The 16,892-nt window shown below is 43.0% G+C and carries 15 protein-coding genes; all 15 read left to right on the top strand.

What is annotated here, in order from left to right; all coding sequences use genetic code 11:
- Nucleotides 1–363: 363 nt before the first annotated feature.
- Nucleotides 364–1,197 carry a methyltransferase domain-containing protein gene (locus ACTQX6_RS07165; protein ID WP_002592690.1) on the top strand — a complete coding sequence of 278 codons (834 nt, stop codon included), beginning with the start codon at nt 364–366 and terminating at the stop codon, nt 1,195–1,197.
- A 142-nt stretch (nt 1,198–1,339) separates the two neighbouring features.
- Nucleotides 1,340–2,929 (top strand): MobQ family relaxase, encoded by a 1,590-nt coding sequence (mobQ, locus tag ACTQX6_RS07160; protein WP_044478890.1) that lies wholly within the window; start codon nt 1,340–1,342, stop codon nt 2,927–2,929.
- A 68-nt stretch (nt 2,930–2,997) separates the two neighbouring features.
- On the top strand, nt 2,998–3,645 hold the full coding sequence (locus tag ACTQX6_RS07155) for a CHC2 zinc finger domain-containing protein (protein ID WP_044478888.1): 648 nt from the start codon (nt 2,998–3,000) through the stop codon (nt 3,643–3,645).
- Entirely contained in the window at nt 3,611–4,966 is a 1,356-nt protein-coding gene (locus ACTQX6_RS07150; protein ID WP_072853254.1) for a virulence-associated E family protein, read from the top strand. The genes ACTQX6_RS07155 and ACTQX6_RS07150 overlap by 35 nt, the downstream gene beginning before the upstream one ends.
- 253 nt (nt 4,967–5,219) lie before the next feature.
- On the top strand, nt 5,220–5,417 hold the full coding sequence (locus ACTQX6_RS07145) for a hypothetical protein (protein WP_070470237.1): 198 nt from the start codon (nt 5,220–5,222) through the stop codon (nt 5,415–5,417).
- 6 nt (nt 5,418–5,423) lie between these two features.
- Nucleotides 5,424–7,088, top strand: coding sequence for a recombinase family protein (locus ACTQX6_RS07140; RefSeq protein ID WP_441657384.1), 1,665 nt, complete (start codon nt 5,424–5,426; stop codon nt 7,086–7,088).
- Between the two features lie 91 nt (nt 7,089–7,179).
- Nucleotides 7,180–7,266, top strand: a complete 87-nt coding sequence (locus tag ACTQX6_RS07135) for a Maff2 family mobile element protein (protein ID WP_441657405.1) — start codon at nt 7,180–7,182, stop codon at nt 7,264–7,266.
- 19 nt (nt 7,267–7,285) lie between these two features.
- On the top strand, nt 7,286–8,149 hold the full coding sequence (locus tag ACTQX6_RS07130; RefSeq protein WP_441657383.1) for a VirB6/TrbL-like conjugal transfer protein, CD1112 family: 864 nt from the start codon (nt 7,286–7,288) through the stop codon (nt 8,147–8,149).
- 17 nt (nt 8,150–8,166) lie between these two features.
- Complete coding sequence (locus tag ACTQX6_RS07125; protein ID WP_441657382.1) at nt 8,167–8,430, top strand: conjugal transfer protein; 264 nt, start codon at nt 8,167–8,169, stop codon at nt 8,428–8,430.
- A gap of 3 nt (nt 8,431–8,433) precedes the next feature.
- Entirely contained in the window at nt 8,434–8,823 is a 390-nt protein-coding gene (locus tag ACTQX6_RS07120; RefSeq protein WP_441657381.1) for a PrgI family protein, read from the top strand.
- Nucleotides 8,735–11,161 (top strand): VirB4-like conjugal transfer ATPase, CD1110 family, encoded by a 2,427-nt coding sequence (locus ACTQX6_RS07115; protein WP_441657380.1) that lies wholly within the window; start codon nt 8,735–8,737, stop codon nt 11,159–11,161. The genes ACTQX6_RS07120 and ACTQX6_RS07115 overlap by 89 nt, the downstream gene beginning before the upstream one ends.
- A 3-nt stretch (nt 11,162–11,164) precedes the next feature.
- Nucleotides 11,165–13,258: a CHAP domain-containing protein gene (locus ACTQX6_RS07110; protein WP_441657379.1), complete on the top strand. Its 2,094-nt coding sequence runs from the start codon at nt 11,165–11,167 to the stop codon at nt 13,256–13,258.
- Nucleotides 13,259–13,270: 12 nt separating this feature from the next.
- Nucleotides 13,271–13,510 carry a hypothetical protein gene (locus ACTQX6_RS07105; RefSeq protein WP_024379019.1) on the top strand — a complete coding sequence of 80 codons (240 nt, stop codon included), beginning with the start codon at nt 13,271–13,273 and terminating at the stop codon, nt 13,508–13,510.
- Nucleotides 13,485–15,035 carry a CD1107 family mobile element protein gene (locus ACTQX6_RS07100; protein ID WP_441657378.1) on the top strand — a complete coding sequence of 517 codons (1,551 nt, stop codon included), beginning with the start codon at nt 13,485–13,487 and terminating at the stop codon, nt 15,033–15,035. The genes ACTQX6_RS07105 and ACTQX6_RS07100 overlap by 26 nt, the downstream gene beginning before the upstream one ends.
- A gap of 95 nt (nt 15,036–15,130) precedes the next feature.
- Complete coding sequence (locus ACTQX6_RS07095) at nt 15,131–16,837, top strand: DNA topoisomerase 3 (RefSeq protein WP_441657377.1); 1,707 nt, start codon at nt 15,131–15,133, stop codon at nt 16,835–16,837.
- Nucleotides 16,838–16,892: the final 55 nt, after the last annotated feature.

The following is a 16,892-nucleotide window of genomic DNA, read 5'->3' as shown; positions in this document are numbered from 1 at the left end:
TGCATTGCGCCCTGCCGGGGGCGTCCTGCGGACAGCAGATGATTTCCGTAGATTTTCAATCTGCTCCAATCATCACAGGGGAAGTTACCCTTCCCCTGCGCTGGCTTACGCCAGCTACCCCTTTGTGGACTTGCCGCCCGGAATTATCTTGCGTTGCAAGTTGTTTCCATCTGACAAGTTTGCTGAAATTCGGCTATACTTTTTTTATGAGATAGCGTATAATGGAGCCGGTGACAAATCGGAGTTTGGAGGTGAGAATATGACAGCGCATATGAGATTAAGATAACACCGCGGGTTATGTTGCGGTGAATCCGTATTGTATAGCTCGCTTATTGGGCAAGTAATGTAATAACGGAGGGAATAATGAATAAAATACTTAGATTTAGTGACAGTGAAAAAGTTTTTCAATGTCCTATATGTAAAACAGATTTAAAATTGAAACAAAAAAGTTTATTTTGTTCTAATCATCATTGTTTCGATATTTCAAAAACGGGTTATGTGAACTTTGCTGTAGGAACAAAATCTTCAAAACATTATAGCAGAGAGACTTTTCAAATTAGGCGGGAGGTTTTAGAAAAAGGCTATTATTCACATATCCTGAATGAAGTGGTGCAGCTTATAAAAAGCTTTAGCAGCATTGATACAATACTTGATATTGGCTGCGGTGAAGGATATTATTCAAAGCAGATAAAAGAAGTATCAGGTGATAAAGAAATTATTGCATTTGATATTTCTAAAGATGCTGTTCAGCTTGCAGCAAAAAGTGATTTCAGTAATTCTATCAAATGGTTTGTGGGAAATTTGGAAGAAATGCCCATAAAAGACAAAAGGATAGATTGCATATTAGATATTTTTACTCCTGCTAACTATTCCGAATTTAACAGAGTTTTGAAAGAAGGCGGTTATGTAATTAAGGTAATTCCGGGAAATGCTCATCTTAAGGAGCTTCGAGAGACGGCAAAAGAACAATTGAAAAGCAATCAATATTCTAATGCGGCTGTCGTAGATTATTTCCAAAAGAAGTATTCCGTTGTTTATCACAAGAAAGTTTCAGCAACGTATACAATGACATCCGAGGAAATAAAAACCTTTGCGGATATGACTCCACTACTGTTTTGTGTAAATAAAGATGGAATAGATTTAAAAAAAACAAAAGAAATCACTATTGATGCAGAGATATTTGCAGGGAAATTATAAATTCAATTTCAATTTGTCGAATTGACAAACTATTAAAAAATTAAATAACCCGCCGCCCATCAACGGCACACCCAAGCAGGAAATCTGAAAAGGTATCCTGCTATTTTTTTGCCCCGAATCCGGGAGAAAGGAGGACGTACTCTTGCCATGCCCGCATTGTAAAATCACCATCATCAAGCGGAGCAACAATGAATCCGCTGTTTCTGCCGCCGCCTACCAGAGCGGCGAGAAGCTGTTCTCTGAATATGACCAGGAACAGAAATACTATCCCTACAAGAACGAAGTCACCCACAAAGAAATCATGCTCCCGCCCCATGTGCCGCCGGAGTTTGCAGACCGCAATACTTTATGGAACTCAGCCGAAGCGCAGGAAAAACAATGGAACTCCCAGCTTGCCCGGAGATTCGTGCTTGCCATCCCAAGGGAAATCCCGCCGGGACAGTACGCCGACCTTATCCGTGACTACTGCCGGGAGTTTTTTGTTTCCAAAGGCATGATTGCCGACTTTGCCATCCATGACAAGGGGGACGGCAACCCACACGCCCATATCCTGCTCACCATGCGGGCGATGGACGAAAAAGGCAAATGGCTCCCCAAGAGCCGTAAAGTGTACGACCTTGACAAGAACGGGGAGCGCATCCGGCTTGCGTCCGGCAGATGGAAAAGCCATAAGGAGAACACAGTAGACTGGAACAACCGGAAGTACGCCGAAATCTGGCGGCAGGGATGGGCGGACACGGCCAACCGCTATCTGGAAGCCAATGACCGCCCGGAACGGCTTGACCTGCGCTCCTATGCCCGACAGGGGATTGACCAAATCCCTACCGTCCACATGGGAGCGGCCGCCTGCCAGATGGAGAAGAAAGGAATCCAGACCAACATCGGCAATCTGAACCGGGACATCAAAACCGCCAACCGGCTCATGCAGTCCATCCGGCAGATGGTACGGAGCCTAAAGGGATGGCTGTCTGACTTAAAAGAGAAAAAGGCTGTATTACTGGAAGCATTGGAGCAGGCGAAGGAGCCGACACTCCCGGAACTGTTATTCCGGTATCTGGAACAGCGGAGTGGGGAACGTGCCGACTGGACTTCCAGAGGGAAGCTGAAAGGAACCGTTGCCGATTACAATAAAGTGCAGGCGGCGATGGACTTCCTGCGGAAAAAGGGAATCTCCACCGTGGAGAGCCTTGACACCCGGCTGGATGAAATCGGCCAGACCGCTGTTTCCGTCATGGGGAGCATGAAAAAAAGCGAGAAGCGGATAAAAGCCATCAATACCATGCTCTCCTACATTGACAAATACGAAGCCGCCAAGCCAGTCCATGCGGAGTATGCCGCCATCGGCTGGAAGAAGAAAAAGGAGAAGTTTGCGGAGAGCCACCGGGAGGAACTGGACGCTTATAATGCCGCCATCCGGTATTTGAAAGCCAACCTGAAAGGCAATTCCTACTCCCGCAAAGATTTGGAAGCGGAACGGGAACAGCTTGCCGCCGCCCTGCCCGGACAAAAGAAGGAACTGGAAGCGGTTCAGGCAGATGTGAAGGTGCTGCGTGACGTGCGCCACTGGCTGAATCAGGTTTTGCCATCCGAGCAGTACCGCCAGACCGCCGAGCCGGGGAAGAAACCATCCGTACAGGAGAGCCTGAAAGGGCGGCAGGAACGCATCCGGCAGGAGCAGGCAGGGAAACAGAAGCCGCCCCGGACACAGAAACAACAGAATATGGAACTTTAAACAGGCACTTGTTTTGTGATTTGAAATCGCTGGCAGGTGCCTTTTTCATTATCAGGAGGGAACGCCTATTGAACGTATTTGAAGCCGTGAAGCAGTCCGTCACCACAAGGCAGGCTGCGGAGCGTTATGGAATCAAAGTAAACCGGAACGGGATGTGCGTCTGCCCGTTCCACAACGATAAGAACCCAAGCATGAAGGTTGACCGCCGCTTTTACTGTTTCGGCTGCGGAGCCACCGGGGACGTGATAGATTTTGTTTCCCGGCTCCATGGTATCAGCAGCAAAGAAGCCGCCCTTATGCTGGCACAGGACTTCTCTATCCCTTATGAGGATGGGAGGAACGGCAAAAAGCAGCCCATAAGGCCACGCTTGCGAAAAGAAACGGAGGAACAGAAATTCAGGCACATGGAGCGGCACTGCTTCCGGGTGCTGTCCGACTATTACCATCTCCTGCGCCGCTGGAAGGAGGAATACGCCCCACGCCAGCCGGATGAAGCGTGGAACCCCCGGTTTGTGGAAGCCCTGCAGAACATGAGCCGGGTGGAATACCTGATGGACGTGCTTCTCTCCGGGGACATTCAGGAGCGGGCGGCGCTTATCACAGGACACGGAAAGGAAGTGAGGAACCTTGAAAGACGGATGGCAGAATTTACCGCCCCAGATACGGCAGGAAACAGCGAACATGGCAGACAGCGCAGAGCCGCCCCGGAGCGTTGAGGAAGTAAAGGCTATGCTGGAAACCACCGAAAAAGGCGGTTTCCGCAACAGCATGAGCAACTGCCTGACCGTGTTCCAGTGCGACCCGCTCCTTTCCGGGGCGGTTGCCTACAACCTGCTGACCGACCGCACCGATATTTTAAAGCCAATCGGCTACAAAAGAACTGCCGGAAGCCCCATGACCGACACGGACATGAAATATATCCGGCTGTATCTGGAAAAGACCTATGGCCTGACAAGCGAGAAAAAGATACAGGACGCCGCCGCCCTTGCCGCCGATGAGAACAGCTACCACCCTGTCCGGGATTATTTAAACGGCCTGACATGGGACGGAACCGAACGGATACGCTCCTGCCTGCGTCACTTTCTGGGAGCCGGTGAGGACGAGTATACTTTCCAATCCCTGCGCCTGTTTTTGTTGGGAGCCATCCACCGGGCATTTTCCCCCGGCTGCAAGTTTGAAGTCATGCTCTGTCTGGTGGGCGGGCAGGGAGCCGGGAAGTCCACCTTCTTCCGCCTGCTGGCAGTCAAAGACGAGTGGTTCTCCGATGACCTGCGGAAGCTGGACGATGACAACGTATACCGCAAACTCCAAGGCCACTGGATAATCGAGATGTCGGAGATGATTGCCACCGCAAACGCCAGGAGCATAGAGGAAATCAAGTCATTTTTGAGCCGCCAGAAGGAAGTCTACAAGATACCCTATGAAACCCACCCGGCAGACCGTCCAAGGCAGTGCGTGTTCGGCGGGACATCCAACGCCCTTGACTTCCTGCCCCTTGACCGTTCAGGAAACCGCCGCTTCATTCCTATACAGGTATGCCCGGAACAGGCGGAAACACACATTTTAGAGGACGAAGCCGCTTCCAGAGCCTATCTGAATCAGGTATGGGCGGAAGCGATGGAGATTTACAGGAGCGGCAGGTGGAAGCTGACATTCAGCCCGGAAATGGTGCGCCATTTAAAGGAACACCAGCGGGACTTCATGCCGGAGGACACCAAGGCCGGTATGATACAGGCTTTCCTTGACAGCTACCCCGGCGATACCGTCTGCTCCAAACAGCTTTACAAAGAAGCCCTGAACCATGACTTTGACGAGCCGAAACAATGGGAGATACGGGAAATCAACGAGATAATGAACCAGTGCATCACTGGCTGGAATTATTTCTCCAACCCCCGGATGTTTGCCGGGTACGGCAGGCAGAAAGGATGGGAACGGGAAAACGCACGGACAGAACCGGCAACGGACAGCGGCAACGGGACGGAAAAAATCCCGGAAGGATTTACGCCGGTGCCGGAACAGATGGAGCTTCCATTCTGAAAAAATCCGGGCAGGGACAGCCCGTTGCACACTCCGTTGCTATCCCGTTGCCGACCCGGTTGCCGGGAAAAATCCCGTAACTGCGGGCTTTTCTCCCCTTTAACAACCAAAGCAACAGAAAAATAAAAGAAAAAGTATAAAATAACCCAGCCGCCAGACAAGGATTAGTTCCAAGGTTTTTTGAAGCCCGTTGCCGGACTTCGTTGCCGCTATCCCCTGTCTGGCTGTTTTCATGTATGGAGGACAACTGCCTATGGCGAAAAATAAAACAGAGATTCATGTCACCACAGTATTTGACGGCGAACTGGATGCTACGGACGTTTTCGTGAGCCTTATCGCACAGAAACACACCAGAAAAACAGATAAAGAATATCTTGCTAAAACACAAGAAATGAGATATAATAAAGACGAGGTTCAAAGTGACCGTGTTCCGTCTGGATTGTGTGGGTAAACGGTTATGATGAACGGATTAGATTATGACGTGATTGGCACGGCGCTTGCCGGGGGATTCCGGGCAGCTATCTATTGCAGGCTCTCGAAAGACGATGACCTTCAGGGCGAGAGTGCCAGCATCGCAAACCAGCGGGATATGCTGGAAAAGTTCTGTGAAAAGCAGGGATGGGAGGTTGCGGCAGTCTATCAGGACGACGGCTTCACCGGCCTGAACATGGAACGCCCCGACCTGAAACGGATGTTGAAGGCCATTGAGCGGAAGCAGATAAACCTTGTCATTACGAAAGATTTATCAAGGTTAGGGCGGAACTACTTGCAGACCGGGCAGCTTATCGAGGACTTCTTCCCAAGGAACGGCGTGCGCTATATCGCCATGAATGACGGTATCGACACCATGCGGGACAACAATGACATTGCGCCATTCAAAAATATCCTGAACGAGATGTACAGCAAGGATATTTCCAAGAAAGTCCATTCTTCCTATGTCCTGAAAGCGCAGAAAGGCCAGTTTACCGGCTGTCTTGCCCCTTTCGGCTACCGGAAAGACCCGGAGAATAAAAACCGCCTGCTGGTAGATGAAGAAACCGCCCCGGTTGTCCGGCTGATTTTCGGGTATGCGCTGGACGGCCACGGCCCCAACTACATCCGGCGCAGGCTGGAGGAAGAAAAGCACCCCTGCCCCACATGGTGGAACCGGAAACGTGGGCACCGGAACATCCGCACCAAATGGGAGAAGAAAGACCCGGAGAATGGGAAATATATTTGGGATTTCTCCGTTATCAAAGAAATCCTGATGAACCCCGTCTACACCGGTGCAGTCGCTTCCCAAAAGACCGAGTACCGCTTTAAAATCGGCACTATCCGGGACAAGAAGCCGGAGGACTGGATTGTGGTGGAAGGGACGCATGAGCCGCTGGTAGACAAAAAGAGTTTTGCCATCGTGCAGGAAAAGCTGAAATCCCGCCAGCGGCCGGGGCAGTCCGGGGAGCCGAGCCTGTTTGCCGGGCTTCTCAAATGCGGCGAGTGCGGAAAGTCCCTGACTGTCCGCTACACCAATGCCAAGCACCCCCAAAGGATTTATTCCTGCAAGACTTACAATGCCTTTGGGAAACAGCACTGCACCCAGCACCGGATTGATTATGACACGCTCTATGCCCTTGTGCTGAATAAAATCCGGGAGTGCGCCGCCGCTGCCCTGACCGACAGTGAAGCGGTGGCCGGGCGGCTGACCGACACCTGCGAAGCCGAGCAGAAAGGCCAGAGGGAAGCGATGGAGCGCACCCTTGCCAAAGACGAGGAACGGATTGAAGTGTTGGAAAAGATGGTGCTGCGGCTCTATGAGGACATGGTTGCCGGACGAATCACAGACGCAAACTTCAATCTCCTGCTGGAAAAGACGCAGAAGGAACAGGCGGAATTAAAGGCAAAAGTCGAGAAAGGCAGGAAGCACCTTGCCGATGAAATCCGGCTTGCCGTGGACGCAAGGCAGTGGGTGGAATCCATACAGGAATACCGGGACATCACCGAACTGGACGCTTCCACCTTAAACCGCCTGATTAAAGAAATCGTTGTCCATGAAACCATAGGCAGCGATAAGACAAGACACATTTCTATCGAAATTCATTTTAATCTCAAACCCATACCGGAAGTGGAGCAGGTCACAGGCTGACCGCTCCCCGCTCCGGGGAGGTTCTTTAAAAACTCCATATATATTTCTTGACGTGCCGCCGCCCGCCAGAAAGCTGTATTGTTCCTACTAATTGGGGATAACACAGTTGATGGCGGGAGGAGGTATTGTTCTTATCGGACTTAAGCTGATTCCGCTTCTTGCAAATGTACTCAAGTAAGAAGAAAAGGAGAGCTTAGATGTTTGGAATATTCGACAAGATAGAAGAATTCTTTAAGGAGCTTCTACTGGGCGGTATCCAAGCAAACTTAGAGTCAATGTTTCTTGACATCAACGACAAGGTTGGTGCAGTTGCAACAGATGTAGGAAAAACGCCTATGGGATGGAACGGAGATGTATTTGCCTTTATCAAAAGTATTAACGATTCCGTCATTATTCCCATAGCGGGACTAATTATCACAGCAGTCCTTTGTATCGAGCTTATCAACATGGTAATGGAAAAGAACAATATGCACGATACGGATACCTTTGAATTTTTCAAGTACATCATCAAGATGTGGATTGCTGTGTGGTTAGTATCTCATGCCTTTGAGTTTTCAATGGCGGTCTTTGATGTGGCACAGCATATGGTAAATAAGGCGGCAGGGGTGATCAACACCTCTGCCACCGTTTCCGGAGATCAGATAGTGGCGATGATGGATACCCTAAAAGAAAAGGGACTTGGAGAGCTTGTCATGATTCTCTTTGAAACCTCCATCATAAAAGTTGCCATACAGGCAATTTCCATAGTAATTATGCTTGTGGTTTACGGAAGAATGTTTGAGATTTATGTTTATTCATCGGTTTCAGCCATTCCTTTTGCCACAATGGGAAACAAAGAATGGGGGCAAATCGGCACAAATTACATCAAAGGACTATTTGCACTTGGACTACAAGGACTCTTTTTAATGGTTTGTCTTGGAATTTACGCAGTATTAGTTAAGACGATTGAAATAACAGATATACACACAAGTACCATGACGATACTTGGATATGCGGTTTTGCTGGGGTTAATGATGCTAAAGAGCGGAACACTGGCCAAAAGCGTATTAAATGCACACTAAAAGAAAGGAAAGATAGTATGAACAAAAGAAAAACAGTATTTACAGCAGTAGTGATTGGAGCAGGCATTATGGCGGTAATTGACAGAATCAGACTTCATAACAAAGTGGATGAATTGGAAGAAAGAACAGAGGACATCGGTCGCTGCCACAATGACTTTTGCCTAATGCAGGAAAGATATAACAAAAATACAGATGAACAGCTTGCAATTATTCAGGATGAAATCGGATCTGTATATGAACACTTTGAGGAGCTGTCAAAGGACAAAGAAGATGGGAGGTAAGCTATGGCGTATGTACCAATACCCAAGGACTTAAAGAAGGTTAAGACAAAGGTAGCATTTAACTTAACGAAAAGGCAGCTCATAGGATTTACCATTGCAGGACTTGTTGGAATACCGGTCTATTTATTTATGAGAAAGGTAGTACCAAACGATATAGCTGTCATATTTCTCATTGTGTCAACACTTCCAATCTTTTTCATCACACTTTTTGAAAAGGACGGACTGACCTTTGAGAAATATTTTAAGCATATCTACCTTCATAAGTTTTATCAGCCGGGTAAGAGAGTGAGAAAGGAGGTTTACCTTGAACAAGAAAAGAAAAATTCAGCAAATAAAACTCACGCAAAACGAAAAGGCATTAAGAAGTCAAAAACAGGACTTAAAGAAAAATAAGGGAAAGATTAAAAAAGACAGTAGTATACTTGACCTTATTTTTAAGAAAGAGCCGAAAAGATACACTGTTGAAGATACCATTCCCTATCTTAGACTCTTAAAAAGCGGGATATGCCAGCTTGATGAAAAGCACTTCAGTAAAAGCATAGCCTTTCAGGACATTAACTATCAGCTTGCTTTAGATGAAGATAGGGATTTGATTTTTAATCAGTTTGCAAACTTTCTAAATTCCTTTGATCCAAGTGTCAGCATTGAGTTTTCCTATATCAATCAGCTTGGACGAAATGAAGAAATGAAATCGGCAATTCAGATACCGGATAAAAAAGACGGTTTTGATGATATACGACTTGAGTTTAGAGAGATGCTAAAAAGCCAGATTGTAAAGGGAAATAACGGACTGAAAAAATCAAAGTATGTAACCTTTACAGTAGAAGCGGATAATTTAGAGCAGGCTACATCAAAACTTGAAAGACTGGAGATAGATATACTATCTAATCTCAAAAGCATGGGGGTAAGAGCTGAAAGCCTTACCGGAGAAGAAAGACTAAAGATACTTCACGATATATTAAATCCGAATAAGACCTTTGAGTTTTCCTACAAAGACCTGAAGAAAAAGGAAAGTACCAAGACATATATCGTGCCTGATGAATTTAACTTTATACCTTCAAGGTATTTTAAGTTTGGGAAGTTTATCGGAGCAACAAGTCATTTTCAAATCCTTGCAAGTGAGCTTTCAGACCGTATGTTATCGGAGTTTTTGGATATTGATGATAACATCAATATATCTTTTCATATTAAGGCGATTGACCAGTCAGAAGCCATCAAGATGGTAAAACGAAAAAACACCGATATTGATAAGATGCGAATTGAGGAAAACAAGAAAGCTGTAAGGTCAGGCTATGACATGGACATTCTTCCAAGTGATTTAATTACTTACGGAGAAGATGTAAAAAGTCTTTTAAAAGATTTACAGACAAGAGATGAGCGTATGTTTGTTGTAAGTATTGTCTTTATGAATTTTGCAAGGACAGTGCAAAAGCTCGATAACACCATAGCTCAGATAAGCTCCATTGCAAACAAGCATAACTGTAAATTGAAAAGACTTGACCATACGCAGGAACAAGGTTTAGTGAGCGTGCTGCCTCTTGGGGTAAACAAGATTGAAATAGATAGAGGGCTAACTTCATCATCAACAGCAGTCTTTATGCCATTTACCACAGAGGAACTTTTTATCAACTCAAGTAACAGTCTGTACTATGGACTAAATGCTTTAAGTCATAACCTGATTATGGCGGACAGGAAGAAATTAAAGAACCCAAATGGGTTAATTCTTGGAACTCCCGGAAGCGGTAAATCCTTTAGTGCTAAAAGGGAGATGGCAAATGCGATTTTAGTAACGGATGATGATGTGATTATCTGTGATCCGGAAGGAGAGTATGGAAACCTTGTAAGGCAGTTTAAGGGAGAAGTCATTAAGGTCAGCAGTAAATCAAAAGACTACTTAAATCCCCTTGATATAAATATGAACTATGGGGATGGGGATGCACCGCTTAAAGACAAGGCGAACTTCATTATGTCTATGCTTGAACTTGTAGTTGGAGGAAGCGGACTTACAGCAGAAGAAAAGTCGGTTATAGATAGGTGCCTTCCTAAAATCTATGAAAAGTATTTTGAAAATCCGACTCCTGACAATATGCCGATTCTTCAAGACCTATACGATATGTTAAAAGGGCAGGAAGAAAAGGTCGGTAAGAAGCTGGCAACAGAGATGGAGATATATGTATCAGGCTCACTTAATGTCTTTAATCATAGGTCAAATGTGGACTTAAATAAGAAGCTGCTTTGCTTTGATATTAAGGAGCTTGGAAGCCAGCTTAAAAAGATCGGTATGCTTGTTATTCAGGATCAGGTGTGGAATAAGGTATCGCAAAACAGAGGAAACAAGGCTACAAGGTACTATATAGATGAGTTTCACTTGCTGTTAAAAGATGAGCAGACAGCTTCATATTCGGTAGAGATTTGGAAGCGTTTTAGAAAATGGGGAGGAATCCCGACTGGTATCACGCAAAATGTCAAAGACCTACTTATGAGTAAGGAAATTGAAAATATCTTTGATAATACGGACTTTGTCTTAATGTTAAATCAGGCTTCGGGAGATAGGGAAATACTTGCAAGGAAACTTAAAATCTCACTTCCGCAGCTTAGATATGTTACGAACTCCAATGAGGGCGAGGGACTACTTTTCTTTGGAAATACCATTGTGCCTTTCCTTGATAAGTTTCCGAAAGATACAATTCTTTATCAGAAGATGACTACCAAGCCTGAAGAAGTGAGGTAGCTTATGGATGGGAAGCTGAAAAAAGATTTTAGAGAAAGGCATAAGGCAAGCCTTGAAAGGGAGATGCTTAAAGCTGAAACAAGCTCTATACCTGAAGAAAGTAAGCTAAGGCATAGCGATGATTACAGAGGAAAAATCGTCCATGATAAAGACAGATTTCAGGATAAGGTGCATGAAAAGGTCAGTAAGAGAAATACAAAAATTGAACCAAATGGAAATACATCTAAAAGAAATGCAAAGTATAGAGCTTCTGATAAGGGAAGTGTAAATGAAGCAGGAAAGGCTGACTATGATCCTTTAGGACAAGACCTTGATAACGATGGAATCATAGACAGATACGATAATGATTTTAGGGACAGCGACTACTTTGAATCAACCTATGATGTAGAGGATAATCTACCTCAAAAAGAAAAATCATTAGAAAATCAATCTAAAAATCATAAGGCTCAAAAGAATAAGTATAAAAGGAAAAACTATTCCGAAAGCCTCTATACAAGAAAAAAGGACGATGTACCAAAAGAGAATAAGCCTGAAGGTAAAAAGACGGGGAAAGATGTTGCAGGCGAAAAAGAAAATATCAGCTTATCAAAAGACCAAAAGAAAAAGGTCAAAAAGGATATGGTAAAAGTATCTGCCCTGTCAGGGCTTGCCAAAGGAAGTGAAACCGTAAGAGATTACCTTTCTCATGGAAGCGATGAAAACAAAGGCGTAGAAGCAGGAGAAAAGACGGCGGACGCAAGTTCCAAGCTCATTCATGGTATTAAGAGATACTCAGATAAGAAAAGAGCTAAAAAAGGATATGACCTTACAAATAAGGACTATAAAATCAGAAAGCGTAAATCCAAGTTAGAGTTTCGTGATGCCAAAGAGGAATTGAAAAAGACAGATGAGTATAAAAGAGCAAGTGCCTATAAAAGATTTCAAAAGAAAAATCAGGTAAAGGCAGCAATTTCTCGTGAGAATAAGTCAAGACTTAGAGATCGGATTAAAGAGGGACTTATCGGAACGCTGAAAAGCTCAAAGGATATGATTATCCGAAAAGCCAAAGGACTTATGCTTATCTTCATAGGTATCATTATCTTGGGAACTTTTGTGATTAACTTTGCAGGAACGGGCATGACAGGATTTATGAACTCCACAAGCTCGGTTCTTACAACAAGCTATTTATCAAAGCCAAATGTTCTAAGTGAAATCAATCAGAAGTTTTCTGCTATGGAGAGTGAGCTTCAAAGTGAAGTTGATCATGTAGAAGAAAATTATCCCGGATATGATGAATACATCTTAAATAACACAGAGTACATCGGTCATAATGTCCATGAGCTTTTATCCTATATTACATCAAGATGCGGAGAGGTAAAGAATGTATCGGAAGTAGAATCCATATTAAAAGAATTGTTTGAGTCCATGTATGACCTTGAATACAGGGAAGAAATTGAAATCAGATACAGGACAGTTACAGAAACCTATACCGATGAAGATGGCAATGAATATACCGAAAGCCACGAGGAACCCTATGAGTACAAAAAACTCATTGTAACGCTTCATAAAAAAGAGATGGATAGCATTATCCGACAGGTCTTTGCAAACTATCCAGATAATCTAAAGCATTATGAAGCCTTATTCCTTGCACAAGGAAATATGGGAGAAGTCTTTGGTAATTCTGACCTTATTAGTTCAAATGGAGGTATCGGCGGTGGAAAAGAGTATGAGGCATCTACGGAGGTTCAAAAGAAGATTGTTAATGCTGCATATATTACACCATCTCCGGGTGCAGGCTGGTGTGCCATGTGGGTATCGCAAGTTTACCAAAATGCGGGACTTGGATATATCGGAGGAAACGCCAATGATATGTATCGAAACTATACCTTTACATCAGACAGGTCAAAGCTAAAAGTAGGAATGCTTGTGGCGGTAGAAAGCAGCAGTAGCGGAAGCACAGCCGGACTTACCTATGGTCATGTAGGTATTTACATCGGAGATGGAAAAGTGATTGATAACATCGGTTATATAAGAGTAACTACTTTAGATGATTGGATTGCGACTTTTTGTCAACATCATCCGGTAGGTTTCGGTTTTCCGCCAAATGTAAACAGTTAAGGAGGGAACAATGTGAAAAAAGAACTAACAGCAATTAAAAATAGAATAAAGAAGTTAAAGGATAAAAAGGCTCTGATTGATGAAGAATTGGAGCCTTTATTTATTCGTGAAGAAGAACTTGAAAACGAGGAAATCATAGCCATTTGCAGAAAGAACAACATCACAATCAGTGATTTGATGGCAAAGGTAAATAGAGAAAAAGCAGAACTGAAAAAGGAGAGGACAAATGAAAACCAGTTTGAAAAAGAATAATAAATTTTGGACAGCAGCACTTGCAGTAATTATAAGTATTAGCTGCATTTTAGGACTTTGGACAGTGGTGTATGCTCAGGAGCAAAAGTCGGAAGCTCCTACCAAAAATGAAGCTGTTCAAACGGAAGTTGAAGTAAATGTAAAGTATATCTTTGAAGATGAAAAGGTCTTTAAGGAAGAAAAGATTAAGGCAGAGAAAGGACAGCTTCTTGATAGTGGCGATCTTCCAATGCTCCCTGATGATATGAAATTTATTGATGAATTTCTATTCTATGAAGTAAAGGGCGATGGTAATGATGAGATTATCCGTAAGGTAGCAAAGACTGAGCTTAAGGATAAACAAACGCAAACGGAAGAAGAAAAACCAAAGCAGGACGCAAGCACTCAGACGGAAGATAAAAAGACAGAGGACAAGAAAACACAGACAGAGCTTTCTAAAGACGATATTTCCAAAATGGAAAAAGAGGCTAAGGAACTTCAGGAAAAACTTGATAAGTTAAATGGCGAAATCAAGAATAAAGATAAGTTGAGTGATAAGCAGAAAGAAAAAATTAAAGACCTTGAAGATGAGATTGAAAGTCTGAAAGAAAAAATGAAGAAAGATAAGGGAAATCAGGACTTATCAGAAGATATGAAAAAGGAAATAGATAAGCTGACGGAAAAGGTGAAAGAGCTTGAGAAAAAGGCTTCTGAAACAAACAAAGCTCCTGTAACATCGCAGTCAATTACACCGATTAGTCCTATTTCCGGCATTAAGACAAGCTCAGGCATTTCTCCTCAAACACCACAGACTTCTGTAAGTAGTTCCGGTAAAGGTTCATCTGATACAGTAAGCTCAGGTAATACTACAAAGGATACAAGCAAAACAGAAGTAAAGGAGAAAGAAAAGGAAGTTCGTTATCCCAATAAGCTCACAGCAAAAGCACCTGCTAATAACAGCGGTCAGGATTCATCTATGGACGGTACAAGTAAGAGTGTAAATACCAATAAGGGTGTGGCTTCTACTCCATCAAAGGCAAGAGCTTCCGTTACGGAGAATAAGGATAATGCGAATAAGGATTATCCGATTCATCATGGAGATAGCAGCGATAACAAAGAAACGAATATGTATTCAGCAGATGCAAGGCAGTTTATTACCTTTCAGACTAAAAATGGTAAGACTTTTCATCTTATCATCAATCACGATGAGGATAGTGAGAATGTAATGCTTTTAACAGAAGTATCTGAAGATGACCTACTTAACATGGTGGAGAAAAAAGAAGCTCCAAAGCAGGAAGTAGTAAAAGAAGAACCTGTTAAGGAAGAAGTAAAACCTGAGAAAAAGGAAGAAAAGAGCAGTTTAGGGACATATATAATTCTTTTACTTGTAGTCGGTGGAGCATTAGGAGCAGGATACTACTTTAAGGTTATAAAAAAGAAAGAAGATAAGGAGCTTGAGGCATTGGAGGAAGATGATGATTTCTTTTCTGAAGCTGAAAGTGATGAAGAAACAAATGATGCAGATGAAGCAGAAGATGAGCAGTAATGCTGCATCAAAAATAATACAGTGTTTGGTGCAAATGCAGGGCGGGAGAGTAATATCTTTCGCCCTATTATATTTAAAACAGGAGGAAAACACAGATGAAGTTAGTTATTGCAGAAAAGCCAAGTGTTGCAATTTCTATTGCAAAGGTTATTGGAGCAAATAAAAAGAAAGACGGATATTATGAGGGAAATGGATATAGGGTTTCTTGGTGTGTTGGTCATTTAATTCAGATGGCAAATCCGGATGTTTATGATGAAAAGTATGCGAAGTGGAATATGGCTGATTTACCGATTATTCCAAAGGACTATAAGTATGAGGTAGCAAAGTCAACCAAGAAACAGTTTGCTATCCTTAAAAAGCTGCTGAATGATAAAGAGATTGATACGGTTATCAATGCGTGCGACGCAGGTAGAGAAGGAGAGAGTATTTTTAGACTTGTATATAATCAGGCAAATTGTAAAAAGAAGATGAAACGCCTTTGGATTTCATCTATGGAAGATAGTGCAATTAGAGATGGCTTTGATCATTTAAAAGACGGAAAAGACTATGACAATCTCTTTGAGTCGGCACAGGCAAGAGCTATCGCTGATTGGCTCGTAGGAATGAATATCAGCAGACTCTATTCTTGTTTGTATAAGCAAAATTATTCTGTCGGCAGAGTACAGACACCTACTCTTGCTATGATTGTAAAAAGAGATGATGAAATAGCTAATTTCAAGAAAGAGAAATACTATACATTGGAGCTATCTATGGATGGTTTTACACTTTCAACAGATAGAATTGATGATGAAATAGCAGCAGAGCAGCTCTTAAATTTAGTAGGCAATAAGATTGAAATTACCGATGTCATTCAGAAAGAAAAAATTACAAAACCAGACTTGCCATTTGACCTGACAACACTTCAAAGAGAGTGCAATAAGTATTTCGGATATAGTGCCAAGCAGACACTTGACTATGCACAAAGCCTTTATGAAAAGAAACTGATTACTTATCCAAGAACAGACAGCAGATATTTAACGGAAGATATGATTACAAGTACCATCAATAACATTTTGGGCAAAAATGACTTTGATACAGGGCGTATCAAGACAGTATTTAACTCTAAAAAGGTTACGGATCACCACGCTATTATTCCGACAATCAGTTCATTAAAGGAAGATGTTTCTAAGCTTCCTCTAAGCGAAGCTAAAGTTTACTTCCTTATATCCGATAAATTTCACGCAAGTGTAGGTTATCCACTCATTGAAAATACAACAAAGATTGTAGTTTTATTTGACGGCTTTGAGTTTACAAGTGCCGGCAAGGTTGTTAAAGATGACGGCTTTACAAAATATCTTAAAGATTACAAGTCTAAGAAAAATGAAGATATAGAGCTTCCTGATGTAAAAGTAGGCGATGTATTTGAAGTAGAAAATAAAGAGATTAAAGAAAAATTTACCCAACCTCCGAAACACTTTACTGAAGATACTCTCTTAAAGTCTATGGATATTGCAGGAAATGATGCCTTAGAAAAAGGCGTAGAAGTTGAAAGAAAAGGACTTGGCACTCCGGCAACAAGGGCAGGAATTATTGAAAACTTAATCTTTAAGGGATTTGTAGAAAGAGATAAGAAAAATCTTATAGCCACGCATAAAGGAATCAGTCTTGTAACGATTGTAGCTGATAACTTTAAATCGGCAGAAACTACCGCAAAGTGGGAAATGGAATTATCCGATATTGCTCAGGGTAAATCTTCAAAGGAAGAATTTTTAGAAGCGATTGAAAATGAGATAAAAGAAGCGGTTTCAACTTATAGTAAGTAAGATGACACTAATTTCAGAGTGGAAAAAATATCCTAAAAGTGCTATAATATATTGA

It is taken from the genome of Faecalicoccus sp. LCP19S3_E2, from assembly GCF_052121255.1.
GTDB lineage: Bacteria > Bacillota_I > Bacilli_A > Erysipelotrichales > Erysipelotrichaceae > Faecalicoccus.
Note: the sequence above shows the minus strand (reverse complement) of the source record. Positions and strands in the feature narration are given on the sequence as shown.